At 57.4% G+C, this 15,735-nt stretch carries 21 protein-coding genes; 14 read left to right on the top strand and 7 right to left on the bottom strand.

Annotated elements, in window-relative coordinates; all coding sequences use genetic code 11:
- Positions 1-38: 38 nt before the first annotated feature.
- The 3 genes from AX724_RS18190 to AX724_RS18200 are packed head-to-tail and all read left to right on the top strand — an operon-like array spanning position 39 to position 1,773.
- The gene (locus tag AX724_RS18190) at positions 39-422 is read left to right on the top strand and encodes a MobC family plasmid mobilization relaxosome protein (protein WP_231736755.1); all 384 of its coding nucleotides are present in this window, start codon (positions 39-41) and stop codon (positions 420-422) included.
- Positions 419-778 carry a relaxase/mobilization nuclease domain-containing protein gene (locus AX724_RS18195; protein ID WP_066769237.1) on the top strand — a complete coding sequence of 120 codons (360 nt, stop codon included), beginning with the start codon at positions 419-421 and terminating at the stop codon, positions 776-778. The genes AX724_RS18190 and AX724_RS18195 overlap by 4 nt, the downstream gene beginning before the upstream one ends.
- Positions 775-1,773: a hypothetical protein gene (locus tag AX724_RS18200; RefSeq protein ID WP_066769239.1), complete on the top strand. Its 999-nt coding sequence runs from the start codon at positions 775-777 to the stop codon at positions 1,771-1,773. Before AX724_RS18195 ends, AX724_RS18200 begins: the two co-directional genes overlap by 4 nt.
- A gap of 132 nt (positions 1,774-1,905) precedes the next feature.
- On the opposite strand, the gene AX724_RS18205 is transcribed toward AX724_RS18200, so the two are convergent.
- On the bottom strand, positions 1,906-2,832 hold the full coding sequence (locus tag AX724_RS18205) for an ImmA/IrrE family metallo-endopeptidase (protein ID WP_066769242.1): 927 nt from the start codon (positions 2,830-2,832) through the stop codon (positions 1,906-1,908).
- A gap of 4 nt (positions 2,833-2,836) precedes the next feature.
- Positions 2,837-3,214 carry a helix-turn-helix domain-containing protein gene (locus AX724_RS18210; protein WP_066769245.1) on the bottom strand — a complete coding sequence of 126 codons (378 nt, stop codon included), beginning with the start codon at positions 3,212-3,214 and terminating at the stop codon, positions 2,837-2,839.
- A 192-nt stretch (positions 3,215-3,406) separates the two neighbouring features.
- Between AX724_RS18210 and AX724_RS23115 the strand changes: the two genes are divergently transcribed.
- From AX724_RS23115 to AX724_RS18245, 7 genes are all read left to right on the top strand, one after another.
- The gene (locus AX724_RS23115) at positions 3,407-3,862 is read left to right on the top strand and encodes a multiubiquitin domain-containing protein (RefSeq protein WP_082733599.1); all 456 of its coding nucleotides are present in this window, start codon (positions 3,407-3,409) and stop codon (positions 3,860-3,862) included.
- Positions 3,837-5,024 carry a ThiF family adenylyltransferase gene (locus tag AX724_RS18220; RefSeq protein WP_066769247.1) on the top strand — a complete coding sequence of 396 codons (1,188 nt, stop codon included), beginning with the start codon at positions 3,837-3,839 and terminating at the stop codon, positions 5,022-5,024. The genes AX724_RS23115 and AX724_RS18220 overlap by 26 nt, the downstream gene beginning before the upstream one ends.
- Entirely contained in the window at positions 5,021-5,470 is a 450-nt protein-coding gene (locus AX724_RS18225) for a DUF6527 family protein (protein ID WP_066769250.1), read from the top strand. Before AX724_RS18220 ends, AX724_RS18225 begins: the two co-directional genes overlap by 4 nt.
- Positions 5,471-5,988: 518 nt before the next feature.
- The gene (locus AX724_RS18230) at positions 5,989-6,648 is read left to right on the top strand and encodes a hypothetical protein (protein WP_066769253.1); all 660 of its coding nucleotides are present in this window, start codon (positions 5,989-5,991) and stop codon (positions 6,646-6,648) included.
- On the top strand, positions 6,638-7,903 hold the full coding sequence (locus tag AX724_RS23675; protein WP_156448154.1) for a hypothetical protein: 1,266 nt from the start codon (positions 6,638-6,640) through the stop codon (positions 7,901-7,903). The genes AX724_RS18230 and AX724_RS23675 overlap by 11 nt, the downstream gene beginning before the upstream one ends.
- A gap of 1 nt (position 7,904) precedes the next feature.
- A complete protein-coding gene (locus tag AX724_RS18240) occupies positions 7,905-9,527 on the top strand; it encodes a type IV secretory system conjugative DNA transfer family protein (protein ID WP_066769259.1) in 1,623 nt (540 codons plus the stop codon).
- A 184-nt stretch (positions 9,528-9,711) separates the two neighbouring features.
- Positions 9,712-10,062, top strand: coding sequence for a hypothetical protein (locus AX724_RS18245; RefSeq protein ID WP_066769261.1), 351 nt, complete (start codon positions 9,712-9,714; stop codon positions 10,060-10,062).
- Between the two features lie 30 nt (positions 10,063-10,092).
- Here the strand turns inward: AX724_RS18245 and AX724_RS18250 are convergent, their stop codons facing one another.
- The 3 genes from AX724_RS18250 to AX724_RS18260 all read right to left on the bottom strand — a co-directional run bounded on the left by AX724_RS18250 (position 10,093) and on the right by AX724_RS18260 (position 11,388).
- The gene (locus tag AX724_RS18250) at positions 10,093-10,389 is read right to left on the bottom strand and encodes a hypothetical protein (RefSeq protein ID WP_066769262.1); all 297 of its coding nucleotides are present in this window, start codon (positions 10,387-10,389) and stop codon (positions 10,093-10,095) included.
- The gene (locus AX724_RS18255; RefSeq protein ID WP_066769265.1) at positions 10,386-10,589 is read right to left on the bottom strand and encodes a hypothetical protein; all 204 of its coding nucleotides are present in this window, start codon (positions 10,587-10,589) and stop codon (positions 10,386-10,388) included. The genes AX724_RS18250 and AX724_RS18255 overlap by 4 nt, the downstream gene beginning before the upstream one ends.
- A 247-nt stretch (positions 10,590-10,836) precedes the next feature.
- Positions 10,837-11,388 carry a recombinase family protein gene (locus AX724_RS18260; protein ID WP_066769268.1) on the bottom strand — a complete coding sequence of 184 codons (552 nt, stop codon included), beginning with the start codon at positions 11,386-11,388 and terminating at the stop codon, positions 10,837-10,839.
- A gap of 197 nt (positions 11,389-11,585) precedes the next feature.
- Here AX724_RS18260 and AX724_RS18265 point away from each other — a divergent pair, with 197 nt between their 5' ends.
- Positions 11,586-12,236, top strand: a complete 651-nt coding sequence (locus AX724_RS18265; RefSeq protein WP_066769271.1) for a hypothetical protein — start codon at positions 11,586-11,588, stop codon at positions 12,234-12,236.
- On the opposite strand, the gene AX724_RS18270 is transcribed toward AX724_RS18265, so the two are convergent.
- Positions 12,237-13,019, bottom strand: coding sequence for a hypothetical protein (locus AX724_RS18270; protein ID WP_066769273.1), 783 nt, complete (start codon positions 13,017-13,019; stop codon positions 12,237-12,239).
- A 203-nt stretch (positions 13,020-13,222) separates the two neighbouring features.
- On the opposite strand from AX724_RS18270, the gene AX724_RS18275 reads away from it, so the two are divergent.
- Genes AX724_RS18275 through AX724_RS18285 form a run of 3 tightly spaced genes read left to right on the top strand, consistent with a single transcriptional unit; the run spans position 13,223 to position 14,885 of the window.
- The gene (locus AX724_RS18275) at positions 13,223-13,513 is read left to right on the top strand and encodes a type II toxin-antitoxin system TacA family antitoxin (protein WP_066769293.1); all 291 of its coding nucleotides are present in this window, start codon (positions 13,223-13,225) and stop codon (positions 13,511-13,513) included.
- A complete protein-coding gene (locus AX724_RS18280) occupies positions 13,510-14,004 on the top strand; it encodes a GNAT family N-acetyltransferase (RefSeq protein WP_066769276.1) in 495 nt (164 codons plus the stop codon). The genes AX724_RS18275 and AX724_RS18280 overlap by 4 nt, the downstream gene beginning before the upstream one ends.
- The gene (locus AX724_RS18285) at positions 14,001-14,885 is read left to right on the top strand and encodes a hypothetical protein (protein WP_156448155.1); all 885 of its coding nucleotides are present in this window, start codon (positions 14,001-14,003) and stop codon (positions 14,883-14,885) included. The genes AX724_RS18280 and AX724_RS18285 overlap by 4 nt, the downstream gene beginning before the upstream one ends.
- A gap of 10 nt (positions 14,886-14,895) precedes the next feature.
- Here AX724_RS18285 and AX724_RS18290 read toward each other — a convergent pair.
- Positions 14,896-15,735, bottom strand: an 840-nt coding sequence (locus AX724_RS18290; RefSeq protein ID WP_231736756.1) for a putative phage abortive infection protein, incomplete at its 5' end; no start/stop codon positions are given.

Raw genomic sequence — 15,735 nt, forward strand, 5'->3', positions numbered from 1 at the left:
CCGGACGCGGGGCGATTTCGTTTACCTCCAATATTCGTATGACCGACATGACACCTCCCGACAGACCAGCGACTTTCACGCTGCGCCTGACGCCAGAGGACCGTCTGCGTCTGGAACGGGACGCAGGCAGTATGTCGCTCGGTGCCTATGTCCGATGGCGCGTCTTCGATCCCGACAGACAGCCGCCACGTCAGCGGTCTAAGTTTCCGGTCAAGGATCATCAAGCATTATCGAAAGCGCTGGCGCTGCTCGGCCAGTCGCGCATTTCAAGCAATCTGAACCAGCTTGCCGCCGCTGCCCATATCGGCGCTTTGCCTGTCACGCCGGACATTGAAGCTGATTTGCGGGAAGCCATCAGCGACATTACCGCGATCCGTAAAATGCTGATTGCCGCGCTCAATCTTTCGGACGGTGCGCCGTGATCCTGAAAGCTTCCCAGCGCGGCGGCGCGACTGCCTTGGGTCAGCATCTGCTGAAAACGGAAAATGAGCATATCGAGATTCATGAGATACGCGGCTTTGTTTCCGACGATCTTATGGGCGCAATGAAGGAAACGCAGGCCGTCGCCAAGGGAACGCGCTGCAAGCAGTTCCTGTTTTCCGTCTCGCTCAACCCGCCGCAAAGCGCCGATGTCGGCATAGACGCTTTCGAGTCCGCGATTGACCGTATCGAACAGGCCAACGGCCTTTCTGGGCAGCCGCGCATGATCGTCTTCCATGAGAAGGAAGGCAGGCGTCATTGTCATGCGGTATGGAGCCGGATCGATGCCGACACATGACAGCAAGGCCGCTCCCCTTCTTCAAGGCCAAATTGCGCGATCTGTCACGCTCCTTGTATCTTGAGCATGGCTGGTCCCTGCCACGCGGCTTGATGGATTCCAAAGAACGCGATCCGCATAATTTCATCCTATCGGAATGGCAGCAGGCCAAGCGCATAGGGAAAGACCCCCGCGCCCTCAAAGTCGCCATTCAGGAATGCTGGACGACTTCCGGTAACAGGGAAGCATTTGCAAAGGCGCTGGAATCTCGGGGACTGTATCTGGCGCGTGGTGATCGCCGCGCCCATGTCGCCGTCACCTATGAAGGCGAAGTTCTTTCCATTGCCCGTATGATCGGGGTGAAGGTGAAGGACGTAGCCGCAAAACTCGGTAAGGCAGACGATTTGCGCGGCGTCGATGATACGCGCACCCATATCGCTCATTCCGTCGCGCCCCGGCTGGAGAAACTGCTCGCCCTCGCCGCACGCGCAAAGGCGCGGGAAATGTCCCCGCTCGACGAGCGGCGCATTGCGATGAAGGAGCAGCACGCCAGCGAACGGCAAAAGCTCAATGAGGGTCAGCGCAGCCGCGCCGCTGCGGAAGCGAAGATACGAAACGAAAGGCTGCGTCATGGCATGGCTGGCCTATGGGACCGCATGACAGGCCAGCATGGGCGAACCGTCAGACAGAATGAGGCGGATGCCTGGCAAGCTTTCCGCCGGGATCGCCAGCAGCGAAACGAGTTGACAGCCGCACAAATGACAGACCGCCGTTACCTGCAAAGAGAGATTATCGCCGTTCGCGTCCGCCATGCCTTGCGAGTGGCGGAACTCCACCGCGATCTGGCGCGGCAAAACGAGATACGCCAGCGCGGCGACACTTTGCGCGGTCGCTTTACCGATGCGGCGTCACGAACAGACGCGGCTCGTTCAACGCCAGTGCGCCATGCTCGCAACTCGGATGAACGCGGTATGGGCGGGCGCAACGCTGGCCGGGGACCGGAGCTTAGCCGTTAGGTCGCCTTTCGCTGAAAGGTAACGCTTGGCGCCCTGCAATCTGACAACTGGCAATCTGCAACCTCTGTTCGCCGATGCAACCCGGTTTTCTGACCTACCGAAGCCGAAGTACAAAGAGCAGAACTCGTATTTTCAGGCAGCCGATGTAATCAGCAGCGAGTTACCAAGCGTACCGGCGCAATGAATAAGGACAAAGGTATTATAGGGCGTCTTGAAACCCTCGCCCACGAATTCATGCCGATCTCCGTTGCGATCCACCAATTCAAAACTATGGGGCTTCGACATTCTCTGGTTTTGCCCCATTGGAATGCACGGCATGAGAGCGTGTCCAGAAACGATTTGATCGGGCATGTGCAGACCACCGAACCGAGTGACGTAATCGGCCGAAAATTCCATGCGACGAAGCGGCACCTTGATACCGTGCAGATTGCACGCCTCGGCAGGATCGAAAACGATAACGGCACATGCGCGCGTATTACGGCGCACATATTCGCGGATACTGGCATAGACGGAGGCACCAAACCGTTTGCCGTGCTTCATCGGCACTTTGATGCCAAACTCGTAATCGGCCGTTTCTGTTGCGAAGGTATCGTTCTGAAAAAGAACGATGGATGCAAACGTGTTAGCCTCACGCTCGAACAAGTCGGCGGTCTCAGGCCGTAAATGCATCGTGCAGTCTTGGATAAATTTATAGATCCCGCGCTGGTGCGGGATTTCCTTATGCCCAGCCTCATGAAACGTTAGAAACGTCTGCTTTTCCTGACTGAGCGTCGGATCGATATGCACGATGTCGGCTTCGACATCGAAAATACCCCGTACCTTTTCCGTCGCTTTGCGGACAAACTGACCGACCTTATCGCCCACCAGTTTGATGTAGTGCTCTAAAGCACCGTGATCGAATATGCTGATCGACGCGACCTTAAGCTGAGCGGCGTCCATCACATCGGCAACAGGGGTCGGGTAACGACCCCACGCTTCACCCTTGTTGAGTAGCTTAAGGGCGGCTTCCTGCACCGTTCGATACTGATGTGGGTCTAACGAGCTATCATCCGCCTTCACTATTCTACTCCTTTAATCCCCGCTTGAATTTCAAATATGCCAACAATTCGCGCTCTTCGTTCTCACTGAGATTCAATTCAGCAAAAGTTGCCGCTCGCCCGTGGGTCACATCCCCCTTTTCTCTATTGGCAGTGATGAAACCTGCAAGCTCCATAAGATGCTCGTAGCTAATCTTATAAACATTTGCCAGAGAATGGAGAATGTTGGGCGAGGGCTGCTGGATTTTTCCGCTTTCAATTTGACTTAAGTAGGCGTTAGAAATTTCGTTATTCGTAAGCGTCTCTACCTGTCTTAGAGAGTAGCCACGATCGCTGCGGATCGCGGCTAGGTGGGCACCCAATGCCGTTCCTGTTTTCGGCGGTGCCGGATTTTTATCCGTCATTTTTTGCTCCTGTGTTCCGGCTGGCGGTTCTAATCGTCTCATTTTTTGCTTGAAATATCAAGCGCGCCGTGTGCTTGCTATGTATTCGAAGCGCGCATACCACGTGCTTGACATACATAGCGCGCTATGTCATTGTGTCAGGACAGATGGGACTTCAGCCGGAGTTCTACTGATTTTGAAAGGCAAACAAGAATGACTGAGAACGAGAAGCGGGCGAAAATCCGCATCCACATTGACCGCGATCCTTATGAGTCGCCCAACCCGACCAAAGGCCGCGCACTCTATAAGTTGGCCGACATCGGCCAGAACCGTGATCTCTACCGCGTGACTGAAGGCAATGCCGAGGATGTCGAGATCCCGCGGGATGATACAGTCATCGATCTGGTGGAAGACGAGCACTTCTACAGCCAGAAAGAGATCAAGATCATCGTGAACGGTGAAGAGAAGGAAACGAGCGAAACCCGTCTCGATTTCAACGAGGTTGTCGCGATCGCCTTCCCCGTTCCGCCTACGGGGGACAACATCATGTTCACGATCACCTATCGGAAGGGGCCGAACGGCAATCCGAAGGGTACGCTGACCGAGGGCGGCTCGGTGAAGGTAAAGAAAGGGATGATATTCGATGTCACAGCGACTGATCGATCGTAATCCCGATCTCAAACGGCTGCGCGACGAGGGTTTCAACATCCTCGTTCGCGACGCCTATCTCATCATGAAGGACGTCCCGTATGTCAACGCGGCTCGTGAGATTAAGCGTGGCGTGATCGTCGCCGCGCTCAGCCTCACGAACGATAAGGTGGGGACGCCACCCGATCACACGATCCTGTTCGCTGGCGAATATCCTTGCCACGAGACCGGCACTTCGATGGAGCGCATCCGTCACACCGAGTCGGCGGTAACGGTCGGAGATGTAAGGACGACCTACAGTTTCTCGGCGAAGCCGAAGCCGCACGACAACGATCCCGACTACCACACCAAGATGACACGCTACGCACAAATTCTCTCCGCGCCAGCGATGGCGATCGATCCCGACATTTCCGCGCAGACATATCCCGTGTACCGAAACGACGAGGAGGAAGATGACTCCGTGTTCCTCTATGCTGACACCGCATCTAGTAGGGCCGACATCGTGTCGGTTACGAACAAGCTAAAACTAGATCGTGTGGACGTGATCGGCGCAGGCGGTACAGGTGGCTACATCATCGATCTGGTTGCAAAAACACCCGTCCGCGAAATGCACATCTGGGACGGGGATGTCTTCGATCAGCACAACGCTTTTCGGGCACCGAGCGCGGCTTCGGGCGAGGAACTGGAAGAACGCTTGAAGAAGGTCAATTACTACGCCCGTCTCTACAGCAAGATGAGGCGCGGCATTGTCCCTCATGCTGAATATGTGACCGCTGAAAATGCAGCGGGCTTGCAGAATTCGCAGTTTGTGTTCGTGTGCATCGAAGGCCCTTCGAAGCGACCTGTGGTTGAGCGCCTCGAAGCGCTCGGCATCCCGTTTATCGACGTCGGTATGGGCATTTATCAAGTCAACGGCAGCTTGGGGGGCATCCTGCGCGTGACTGCGAGCACTCCCGCCAAACGCGAGCATGTTCGCGAAAAAGGCCGGATTACGTTCGTCGGTGTCGATGACGTAAATGAGTATGACAAGAACATTCAGATCGCGGACCTCAATGCGATGAATGCGGCAATGGCCGTCATTAAGTGGAAGAAGCTCTGCGGATTTTACCTAGACCAAGAGGGTGAGCATTTCAGCACCTACACAATCGGCGGCAATGATATAATAAACGAGGATCAGTCATGAGCCGCAAATTAATTAATTTCGAGTTTGTAGAATTCATCCCCAGCGAACGTGCGCAAGGTACGCTCTATATATCGATCGAATATGCAACTGTTGTTCATGACTGCCTGTGCGGATGTGGTCATAAAGTTGTCACCCCTCTCAGCCCGGCAGGATGGAAGCTCACCTTCGATGGGGAAACAATTACGCTCGATCCCTCGGTCGGTAACTGGAGTTTTCCATGCCAATCCCATTACATCATTAAGCGCAACCGGATCGTCTGGGCAGGCAGCATGACGCGCGAACAGATCGAGCGTGGCCGACAGCATGATCGCGCTCTTCGTGATCGGCATTACGGAGGTCGCAATGATGCCGCCGTTGAACAATCTGAATCGCAGAAGCCCATCTCGCCGCAACCCAGCGTGCAGCCGGACAAGCGGCCATTTTGGCGGCGGTGGCTGGGCCTTTGACCGGGTTAGCTACGGGAGTCCATAACCATGCCTGAGTTTTCGTTGTTCAGGGCGCGAAAGCGTGACGGCATCCAAACCGCGCAGGGTTGGTCAAGGGCGTCCAGAGGGGCAGCGATGCGCCTTTTGGTCATGGGGTCAAGGGGAGCAGGAACGCTCCTTTGCCGCGCTGGAGGCGGCTGGGTTCCATAGGGGCAGGCACGCCCTTTGGTTGATGGGGTTTGGGGAGAGCGGAAGTCTCCCCGATGGCGCTGCTCCGGCTCGATGCTGGGTAAGCGTCTTTAGCCAGAGGGATGCAACGGGAGAGCGCAGCGTCTCCCTTGCCAAGAGGCGTTGACGTAAGACAACGCACATCTTGCGCATAGCGCTATCTCAAGGCTTTCACCCGATGCCACCTAAACGGATATAGATCGAACCGGAGCCGATTTCCCGTAAACTTGCCGGTAACGCCATTTAGTCAGGTGGGTACTTTTCTGGCGTTATCCCCCCTAAACCCTATTTCGCCTCTCCAGATTGGCGGCATGTCCGACCGCCAACACAGCCTTCACGATCTAACGTCCCAGGGCGATCCCGAGACGCATATCGCGCCCGTTCAGAAGCGAGCCACGCGTTTTTCCTGGCTTTGGGCGCTTTTGTCGGTGTCGGCCTTCAGCTCGGCATTCTCGATCACCTTCTATATCTGGGCGAGCTTTGGCCATCTCATCCTGCCAGATCGATATACCTACTCCATCATTTTTGGCGACCGCCAAGGGATGATGACGGGCCAGCAGCACATCAGTAGCGCCAAGGGCACTGTCTTCTGGCACAATACCATCAACGATGGCACGGCGAAGTCCGAAGGCCAGAAGCAAGCGACCGTCCTAGACGAGACCACTAAGGCGCGCGCTTCGCAGGAAGCCAGCGTGCAAGAGAAGGTGCTGGTGGAAACAACTGGTGCCCGAGCGGCTCAGGAAGCCGCCATCCAAGCCAAGGTCGTCCAAGAAACAGCGGCCCTGCAAGCCTCGGCGGAGTGCCTGCGGCAAATCACGGTCGCCGCCGCCGCGAAGGAGGCGGACTGCATCGGCACCGGCGTCTCGGGCGGCGAATGCTCGGCGCGCCGCCACCTCATTGAGCAACTCGCCCCGACCTGTGGCGAACTCACCCCTTCCCCCACCACCGGAGAAACCCGTCATGACCGATAGGAATATGGCGGCCGTCGCGATCGCGCTCGCGGCGGCGTCCCTGCCCTTCAATGAAGTTTCCGCCACGAACTCAGCCGTGAGAGAGCTCGGCAGCGTCGGACCGGACGGCGTCGCGCTTTCATGGGAGGCTTGGGAAGAGTTGAAGACCGACCTGGGGTCATCTGCGGAAAAGAGCCAGCGTGAGTATGAAAGATGCCGCAATCCCGGCCCGGGTCTCGGCGATCTCATCAGGATTGGTGAGAGGCTGGGCGGAGGAAGGCGCTTTCCATTTCGGTTTCCTCTGCAAGATCGCAGGCCTGCTCGTGATTGCGGGAAGCCGCCGGTCATATCCGAAATAAGCAATGATGCCCGTCTAGTGGCGATCGACACGTCCAGGGCATCAAACGATCAGCGTTTTCCGGTGGTTGCCCAACTGACATTTCGTCGTTCGGGCCTCTCCATCGTTCCAGGCTCGGAAAGTCTGGGCGGACGCTGCGTCGCGCTCAGCGACTCTCGCGGTCGTCTCGTGCCTGTTCGGAGCCTTCGCGATCCAGATCCCTACGGGTTTTCGAACCCGTTCACGCAAAATTCCGTGGTCGCCGCCGAACGGCGCGTCGAGGTCGCGCGCGCACGTATCGCCGCCGCCGAGGCTAAGCTATCTCAAGACCAATCAGGCATCGGCACAATGGCGGGCTACTCGCGGCGCGTCGGTCAGTGCGTGGCTCCACCAACCGCTACCCCGCCCCCGCGCCCGTCCAGCATGAGCGAAACCGAGATAGAAGACCAAGCGGCGGGAGCCTGCGTCGATCTCGCCATTCGCCGCCATGATCCCGCGAGGGTCATTGGCGCGCTGCGTTCTATTCGATGGGATGCCATGCTGGCTTCCATGCGGCGCTATCAGCAAAAACCTGCATCCTGCGCGGGCGTCATGCCCACTCAGTGGAACGATGTCGGCATCCGCATGGCATGCGCGATCAGCGATATCGGGTGTTACGGGGCGATTCAGACGGCTATCCAACAATGCCAGGCCATGGTCCGCAATAGCTGTGGAGCCCCCCTCATGGAGTGGAAGCGGCGCGTCGCCGCGATTCAGGCCGCGCCGGCCGAAGCCAAGGCGCAATGCGAAGCCAAGCTTCAGACGGTCTCAAATAACAGTCAGCAGTTAACGGCGCTCCGTGCGGAACTTCATCAAGCCGAGACCGCGTTGAGCGAAGCGCGGGCCGCGCCCGTGCAGTCAGGCTCGCTTCCCTTGTCCGAAGCACGCTGCGGAGGCTGAAATGGCGATGCGGACCGGCAAGCTTCCACGCGGATGGGAAGACACGATCTCCGTCGACGCACCGCTACGAACCTCGCATTGGCTATCCGAAGAGATCGTTCGTGCAGCACTCGGCCATGGCGACGCGATGCCCGAGGGACGATCCCCGATCATCCTTGGTTGTCTGGGCGATGGAAAGGATCGCTCAATCATTGCCTATGACGATGATCGGAGCGCCGTGCTCGCGGTTGGGGCGAGAGGCGGCAAATCCGTTTCGATCCTCGTTCCAAACCTTCTCTCCTATCCGGGGTCGGTGGTTGTCACCGACCCTAAGGGCGAGCTGGCGATGATCACGGCGCGGCATCGCCGCGATAAGCTCGGACAAAAGGTCATCATTCTTGATCCATTCGGTGTCCTCGCCATGCATGGCTGTGTGGATTTGCCGCTTAGCAGGTACAATCCTCTCGAATGGATCGAGCGCATCGACCGCGAATTCGTAGACGAGGTAGCGCTTCTCGCCGACGCACTGGTGATCAAGGAAAAGCGGGATGTCCATTTTTCGGAGTCGGCCCGCGTTCTTCTCAAAGCCATCATGCTGGGCCTGCTCTGCGGCGGGTTCGGCGACGCCGCGCATGATCTTACATCCGTCCGTCAACTGGCGATGCAGGGAGAAAACGGAGCAGGCATAAACACGCTGATTGCAAAGCTTGTTGGCATGCAGGACAATGGCGGCGCCATCGCCAGATCGGCGTCGATGCTCTATCACATGGGCGACAGGGAGCTTGGCGGGGTCATCTCGACGATGGGCCGCAACACCGAGTTTCTGGACTCGCCGTCCATGCGGGACGTGCTCACAGGGAAATCCAGCTTCGATCCACGGACCATCAAAACCGAGCCGACTACGATTTATTTCGTCCTTCCCGAGTGGCGGCTCAACTCACACGGTCGCTGGTTGCGCTTGATGATCGTATCGCTGCTGAGCCACTTACAACGCGGCCCCGCCGCGCCCGAGATGCCTCATACCGCGCTCATCCTCGATGAGTTCGCGTCGCTGGGCTACATGGAGCCCATCGAACGCGCGGTGAGCTATGTCGCGGGTTTCGGCGTCAAGATCATCAGCGTGGTCCAGGACCTCAATCAGCTTGCGGCGCTGTATGAGCAGCGTTGGCAAACTTTCGTCGCCAATGCCGGTGTCGTCATGGCCTTTTCCAATGCCGATAATCTGACCGCCGAGTTCCTATCAAAACGCTGCGGCGAGACGGAAGTGCTGCGGCTCGAACATAACACGCAGGATAGCGCGAGCCGCGGTGATACGCATGCGGGCCTCTCGGCTCGGCTACAAGCCGCGCTGAAAGGCGATGGTCTCGCGCAACTTGGGGCGCAGTCCACGCAATCAGGCGGCACACGCTCGACTTCGACCACGCCGCGCCGTGTCTCAACAGCTCTTTTGACCCCTGACGAGGTGATGGTTCATTTCGCGCGCGAGACCGGCAGCATGCTGGTTCTCATCAATGGCGCGCGACCCATGATCCTGCGCCGTATCCGGTATTACGACGATCCGCTGTTTCGTGATCTGGCGAGTGAAAACCCACTCCACCCCTATACACGCAATTCGGACGAAACTGGCGGATCGAACTCAAGATAGATGTTGATCCCGTGGGCATGCCGCATCCCAGCGCACCATGGGAGCCCGCCGCCCTCGATCATGAGAAAGGTTTGCTTATCCACGAGGTACGGAGCGATTTCCGTGATCTTGTCATCATTTTTTCTCGGCACTTCAGAATCTTATCACACCCCCCGCGCCAAGCGCAAATCGAGGAGCATGATCGATGAAGGAGCAGTTCAACCGTCATAATCCCGTGGAAATGCGGAATGCGTCAGCCGACCGGCGCGCTAAAATGGCGGCGATAGAACATCGCGCCAACGAGGTCGGGCGAAAGGTCGAACAGCACTATCAGAAGCACCGCGAGCAATGGACTTCCAACGAGTACAAGGTTGTATTGTTGAAAAAGTACGGCAATGCGCTCGACTTCACGCCGACTGGCGCGCAGAGGCGCAACCTCATGAACGAAGCTAGCATCAACGTGGCGCGGCGTCATTCCGTGCGACACGCACGGGTTAAGCTTGCCCAGCGCAACCTCATCAGAGATACCCAGAGGGACCAGGGGCACGAGCGGTAAGCGTGGCGCGGAAGGACCGCGCCACGCCCCTCAAAGCAAGGAATATTGCCTAACCAAGACCTCAGTATCAGCCCAAGTCCTATCGACGGCAGCTCGGTTAAGCCAGCTTTCTACGAAGGCACCCGCTCCTCCGGCCTCATCGACCAATCCCTTGGCGATGAAGTTCGAACGATATCCGGTTTCGGTTATCGGCAACGGAGCGCGTATGGGCTCCACGGTTTCGATCTGGATGTGATCAACCCATTGTTGCTGCTCATAGGTGATTTGAACAAGTAGGCCTCGCCATTCCAGAAGACCATGCGTGATGGTGCGAAGGTAGGAGGTCATGACTGACCTCCGTTCTCGCGTTCGGCGATTTCGCGCATCACCACACGGCCATCGGTTGGCAGCGCGTCAAATTGAAGCGTGAACCCCTGATTGTCTTTGTTCGGCCAGGCGGCTCCTATTTCGAGCCAGCGGGCCTGATCGTTATCGCCCTTCACCGTGTAGAGGCGGTGTGTCGGCTGACGGTTCTGATTGGTGGTCATGTTGGTCTCCTGTGATTTACTGCCGGAACCATTTCCGGCTGGGAGACAAGAGCTCGCCGTCATCGAGCCGAGGGTTCAAACGCTGCATGGCACATGCACCAGTCATGGGGCGGACCTGCACAAGGAGCGATCAGCGACGCGGAAGGGAGCCGCGTTGAACGCTCGGCGGCGGAGAGCATGATCCCGCCGTGAACTGGAAATGGTCTTGGCTGGAAATGAAGAGAGCATCTCCGATCAAGCCGCCGCGTCATGCGGCCTCTGCCAGAAAGCGATAAACGGTCGTGCGCCCGATCCGAAATCTCTTGGCCGCCTCGGCCTTCGACAGTCCGCCTTCAACGGCTTGCCTCAATATCGCTGCCTTCTTGGTCGATAGTTTGCGGCGACGTCCGAGCTGGACGCCCCTGGCCTTCGCCGCAGCCAGTCCAGCATTGGTCCGTTCGATGATGGCCTTGCGTTCAAAATCAGCGAACACGATCATCAGGCGATAGATGACCTCGCCGATGCTTGATGACGTATCGATACCCTCGGTCAGCGAAACGAGGTTTGCACCGCGCTCGCGCAGTTCGTCGGCGATGTCGACAAGATCTCGGAAATTGCGGCCGATGCGGTCCAGCCGCCAGACCACGAGTGTGTCAGAGGGTCCAATACTCGACAGCAATTCCTCAAGACCGGGGCGTTTGCGGGATTTGCCGCTCACTTTGTCGGTGAAGATACGCGGGACGGACGCCGCGTGCAGCGCATCCAGTTGCAGATTCAAGTTCTGGTCGTCGGTGGAGACGCGGGCATAACCATAGCGCACGGGAGCCTTTCCGCCGATGGTAGGCGTTCCTTCGGCTGTTTCAAAAATCGTCGTTTATGGGATCGGACCCTATCGGCGCTGCGCAGCCCGCAGCCACATCCGAAAGGTGCCGATTTGTTGGAAATCCCTATAGCACAGGCGAAAGCCAAGCCCAAAGCAAACCCTGTTCCGAATACGACGGTATACGGAACAGGTGAATGCGGAAGTTTCTATGGTTCGTGGTAGCGGCGATCTGCGTAGGCGTTGCGTCTCCTGTCCTTGCTCTTGAAACAGGCCAATGCCTGCCAGCGGCGACAGTTCGCGCGGCACTGGCTCAGGAAGGACAAAACCCCATCATCGTCGGCAACAGGAGCGGTTACGGCTATCCGATCGCCCTCATCTTCACGTCAAATGCAGACGGGTCGAAGGGTTACGCCATTCGCGGCGACAAGCCATTCGGCGAGCAGGCGGAAACCGCCTGCATCGATTCTGTCTATCGCGATGTCCGCCTGAACGACATTTCAAAGCCGGGGATTCCGGCATGGGCGAAGATGGGCGGCGATCCCAAGACGGCGGAAGCTATCTGCAAGCGCGATAAACTTGGGTATCAGGAGGTATGCGCGCCTGCCGATCAGGTGACGCAAGAGTTAGAAACAAATGGCCGTCATGCGATGATGGTTGCCACAGGCAGTGCGATCAATCCGCGCGATAAGAGCATTCGGCAAAATCAACGCATTCTGGTGACGGTGAACGCCGGTAATCAAGCGGGCTTGATACGGGCAGTCACTCAAGAGGGCGCGGGATATGTCCTGTCCGCCTATTCGAGCGTGGCCTACACGGCTAACGGTGAAGCGAGGTTGACGAAATAGTCAGAAACCCATTCCTGTCGGCTGAACGACCGGCCTTGGGGCCTGAGCCGCGCTTTCTACGGCAGCGGGCGCATCGTTCGATGCAGCGGCAAACCTGCCGCTAAGCTCCGAGTTGCTGGAAAGTGCCTGACTCTCCCCCATTTCGGCTTTGATCACGTTCATGTCTCGTTTGTAGGTCGGATCAGATTCCGCGCTCTTAATCACGCGCTTTTGTTCCTCACTACGCTGTGACGGCGGGATGGCGGCGGCTTCGGCCACTTGTGCCGCGCGTTCATATCTTGCTTCGGCTTCGCTATGGCTCATGCCACGGCCTTCAAAGGCTTCGATCACACGGCGGTGGAGATCTTCATCGTTGCGCAGACGCTGGGCAAGCTCGGCCCATTCCGAACCTGTCATCGTGACGCCGCCCACGGTGGATTTCGTGCGCGACCATTCTTCCTGTTCACGCCTGCGGCGTTCTTCCTGCGCCATGACGACGCCAAGATATTCAGAGTTCTTTTCATCCTCGCGGCGCTGGCGTTCCTCGCGGGACAAAGAGGCTATACCGTCAATCGCCGAAGGCCGGACGAAGCCAGCATCGATGGCAGCTTCCCGCGCCTGATCGGCCTTGGTCAGCAGAGCGGATTTTAGATGATCCGGCAGGTTCGGCGGCAATGCCGCATTGTTGAACACCAGCGACGGCGCGATGGCATCCGCCATCGCAACGACTTGCCGCTCGGCGTCTTTGATATTGTCTCGCTGCAAGTCGTTGGAAGGTCTATCGCCTTCTTCGCCCTCATCCATGACCCATATTATCGGTGATTATGGTTAAGGCCGGGTAAAAGTGGCGGTTTTTCGCCATTCATGTTATCTCATCCGTCCTTTGATCGGGCGCGCTCACCGCCATCCGGCTGGCCCAGAGCCTCGCAAATTCAACCCCGCACCCCACACAAAAAGATATCCATCGTGTATCTTTTTGTGATATGATCGAGCAAAGGATATTGAACATGCCAACACCACAAACGACAGACAACCATATCAAAGCCGTCAATTTGAAGATGCGCGAGGATACGCGTGCCTTGATTGACAGGGCCGCGCAGATGCAAGGCCGCTCCCGCACGGATTTCATGATCGAGGCGTCGCGCCGTGCCGCAGAGGACGCCATTCTCGATCAGACCGTGATCTCCGTCAACGCGGACACCTATCAGCGCTTCCTAGCCATTCTCGATGCTCCGCCGCAGTCGAATGAAAAGTTACGCCAAACCATGCAGGCGACTCCGCTTTGGGAGAAAAAGTGACGATCTCCGCTCCGGCACCACTCGCCGCGCATCATCGGCTTGACGATTTCGATTCCGGCACGCCTCTGCTTGACGACTGGCTCAAACGTCGTGCCCGAGCAAATCAGGAGAACGGGGCAAGTCGTACTTTCGTCGTCGCGACCGAGGATCAGAAGGTTGTCGGCTATTATGCGCTCGCCTCCAGTTCCATAGCAAACACGGAAGTCAGCGGTCGCTTCCGGCGTAACATGCCCGACCCTATCCCTGTCGTGACGCTGGCTCGACTTGCCGTTGATCGTAGCTATCAAAAGCTGGGCCTCGGACGCGATCTCGTGCAGGATGCGACCAAACGGGTCATCGCCGCCGCCGACCTCGTCGGCATACGCGGCATGATCGTTCATGCGATCAGCGAGGATGCGAAGAATTTTTATCTCGCACGCGGATTCCTGCAATCTCCCACACACGAGATGACGCTTATGATCTCGCTGAGCGATCTTCGGGGTAATCTGTGACGCCAAGCGCGACCTTCGACGAGAAGCTGGAGCGCATCACTGACTGCGCTCGGGCATTCACGCCTTACGAAGTCGAGCGAAGCCTCTTTCATGCCTATATCGCCTGCCTGACCTTCGACGAGCTCTGCACGGCGATTTGTCATACGATGAGGGAGGCGACGCCGCTTCGCATGGCGCTGAGGGGCAGGCTTCTCCGCCTGCTGCGAACATCTAATGGCGAACACGCTGAACGAGTGTCGCTTCTAGTCGATGAAGTACAGGCCATTCCGGGTGACGATCACGTTTTAAGGACGCGTGTGGATGCGCTGCTTTCAGCCATATTTGAATGGCTGCCGCTACCCACCCGCCATGACGTTCTGGAACATTGGTCCGACAGGGGTTCGAAAGGTGCCATGGCAAGATGGCTCAAGGCGATCAGCGCCGACGAAGCGCTGTTCGATTCCAACGCGATCGCGGAATATTGGCGGCTATCCGGTGATTGGCGGGCGGCGAAGACGCTGGCTTACAAAGCGGAAGCGACATTTCTCGATGAGATATTGCCCGAACTGGCCGCAAACCTTGAAGAGGGCTGGATCATCAGCAAGGCCGCCTTGCGAGCAACGAAAATTCCCGATGACGTATGGGCGGTCGTCAAGGAGCGCCAGCCGGCCAGCTATGCATATCTTTGCGCGATGGCTGGTCGCACGATATCCGACAATGAAGCCATACAGCTTCTTGACCAAGCGCCGGCCGGCACGATGGATGACGGCCGAGGATTGGTCATTTGGTCCCTAGGTCAAATGGGGATGATGTCGGCGCTTGATCGGATACGGCACAGTCAGACCGACTATAATGCCCAGCAAGTGGCGGCCATCCTGCGCGAAGCGTCAGTCGCAACCTGAACTTCCACGCTTAGTCACGCGCCGCGAATGCCTCCGCCACGTAGAACCTCTCCAAGCGACGACGCATGGCATTTTCCGGCAGGTATTTCAGCATCCTAAAATGCGTAACCAACTCGCTGAAATCTTTAGCTACAGGTGCCAGCGCGTTTATGGCCATGAGCGTGATCTCAAATGTCGTCATCTGCGAACGCAGCAAGTTGGCGTAATAGCGCTTATCGGCGTCAGGTATGACGGTGTCGTTCTTGATCCGGTAGAGGATTGTGTAGATGATCCTGAAATACGGCGCCATCGTCGCTTCCGATCTGCTATGGATGCGGCGCATGTAGGTGTTGACCATATCCTCCAGCGTTGGATTGTTAGCCCGCCCTATCTGTATCAACCAGAAAACAAATTCCTGGTTCGCATGACTGATTGCGTCGATATCCTTGCGGTTGGTGCCCGTGGTAAGTGCGGTAAAATTGGGGCGGGCCTTCTTCACTTGCTTTGAGGCCACATATTCCTTTGAATGTTGAAATGACACCTCTTCACGCAAGCCACGCATGACTCTCAAGAGTTCGAAAAAAGTGGCCTCGAAACGCTGCCGGTGCAGATCGTTCGCTTGATCCTTGATTGAGCGGGCTTGCAGACGAAGCGTGGCGAAGACGGTCACGAAACCCACGGTGGAAATGAGAGCGTTGAAGGCTCCAAAGGAATCGCCCCACGCACCGGCCTTAGCCATCTGATCATTGTCAGCTTCCCCAACGAAGAAACCAGCGATCGAATAACTGTAGTCGCCCCACCAACCCCAGAATAAAAGTGTCAAACGGCGTTCAAAAGGGACCCCCGATCGGCGTCGAAGAGGGACCCCCTT

Origin of the sequence: Sphingobium sp. CCH11-B1 (assembly GCF_001556865.1) — a bacterium.
Lineage (GTDB): Bacteria > Pseudomonadota > Alphaproteobacteria > Sphingomonadales > Sphingomonadaceae > Sphingobium.